The following is a 1617-nucleotide window of genomic DNA, read 5'->3' as shown; positions in this document are numbered from 1 at the left end:
GGCCTATAGGAATTTTTGTGGTGTTTATAACCGGGGTTTGTCCTTGCGGGAGTAGGCGTGTTGTGGTGTTATTTTCCCTGATGGGAAAATAGTGGCGTTCCTCTGGTGGGCTGGGTCCATGAGAACGAGATCCAGCAAGGCGAAGAGGTGTCCGGTGTGCGGCCGGCCGATGAGGAAGAACGGTCGGACCACGAAAGGGACCCAACGTTGGAAGTGCACGGTTTGCTCGCTGAGCTCGACCATGCCGCAGGAGAGGGCCGCGCGCGGCAGGCAGCTCGACGCGTTCCTCGGCTGGCTGCTCGGCCGCGCGTCCCAGTCCGAGTGCGACGCGAACGGCGACGCGAGGGCGCTGCGCAAGCGGACCGCGTGGTGCTGGAACGTGCGGCCCGTCATCCCGCCGCCGGCCGTCAGGCATCACACGGTGATGGCGGACGGCACGTACATAAACCACGACTGGTGCCTGATCGTCGCGGTCGACGGCGAGAGCGGCGAGGTGCTGGGTTTCCAGTGGTGCGCGCACGAGTCGAAGGCCGCGTACACGGCGCTGTTCTCCCGCATCCCCGCGCCCGACGTGCTGATCACCGACGGACTGCGCGGCGCCGAGACCGCCTGCAACGCCGCGTGGCCGTCCACGCGGATCCAGCGCTGTCTGGTGCACGTGCAGCGCAACACGAGGGCCGACCTGACCGCCAGGCCCAGGCTTCAGGCCGGCAGGGAACTCAAGAAACTCTCCGACCGGCTCACCAAGGTCCATGACGCCGAGCAGGCGGCCCGATGGGGCGAGGCGCTCAACGCATGGCATCTCAGGTGGGGTGATTTCGTCAGCGAACGTACCTTCGCGAAGGACGATCCGACGAACCCGAAGGCCACGCGTCAGGAGTGGTGGTGGACCCACCAGGAGGTCAGACGCTGCTACCGGCGGTTGGAGAAACTGTTCCGCGAGGGCAGGCTGTTCGCGTTCCTCGACCCCGAGCTCACGGCCGGCGGCCCGGTGGCGCGCACCACGAACCGTCTTGAGGGCGGCGTCAACTCGCCGCTCAAGCACGTGCTCCTCGACCACCACGGTCTGCCCGAGGAGCATATGAGACGCGCCTGCGAATGGGTGTGCTACATGAAAAGCGGATCCCCGGACCCCGCATCACTGATCCGGCCCGAGCACTGGAAACCGGCACGACCATCACCGGCCGAAGAGGACGACGGCGACGGCGCACCGGGATACGGCACCGGCATCAGCTGGGACGAGTTCCACACCCGCGTCGGGCGGCGATTCGACTGCTGACCATCGCGGCTTCCACGTATTTCTGAGCCGGCGCCACGCGCGCTGGACGCATAGACGCCGGCATGACGCAAATTATCGAAACGCTATTGCAGCTCGTCCAGATCTCATCCAATCTTGCCGAGGCATTCGGCAACGGCACCACCGGCGGACACTGGCTGCCACTCGTCGCCGCTGTTGCGGAACTGCTGCTGTTTGCCTTCCGGCTCCCTGAGATAGACAAGCACCCCGCCCGCCACAGTACCCGTCACAGGAACAAACGCCATGCAAGGGCAGGACGTGGCCGTCACTCAGAACGGAGATAAGACAAACCTAAAACACCACAAAAGTTCCTATAGCCC

The 1617-nt window shown here is 64.9% G+C and carries 2 protein-coding genes; both read left to right on the top strand.

What is annotated here, in order from left to right; all coding sequences use genetic code 11:
* Positions 1-118: 118 nt before the first annotated feature.
* The gene (locus GFD18_RS10905; RefSeq protein ID WP_163200612.1) at positions 119-1279 is read left to right on the top strand and encodes an IS1249 family transposase; all 1161 of its coding nucleotides are present in this window, start codon (positions 119-121) and stop codon (positions 1277-1279) included.
* Between the two features lie 62 nt (positions 1280-1341).
* Positions 1342-1581, top strand: coding sequence for a hypothetical protein (locus GFD18_RS10900; protein WP_163200611.1), 240 nt, complete (start codon positions 1342-1344; stop codon positions 1579-1581).
* The last annotated feature ends 36 nt before the right edge of the window (positions 1582-1617 follow it).

It is taken from the genome of Bifidobacterium saimiriisciurei, assembly GCF_010667655.1.
GTDB lineage: Bacteria > Actinomycetota > Actinomycetes > Actinomycetales > Bifidobacteriaceae > Galliscardovia > Galliscardovia saimiriisciurei.
This window is presented reverse-complemented; position numbering and strand designations above follow the sequence as displayed.

Excerpts from the sequence above, each read along its gene's own strand:
- GFD18_RS10905 (WP_163200612.1), top strand. The coding sequence starts at position 119 with ATGAGAACGAGATCCAGCAAGGCGAAGAGGTGTCCGGTGTGCGGCCGG.
- GFD18_RS10900 (WP_163200611.1), top strand. The coding sequence starts at position 1,342 with ATGACGCAAATTATCGAAACGCTATTGCAGCTCGTCCAGATCTCATCC.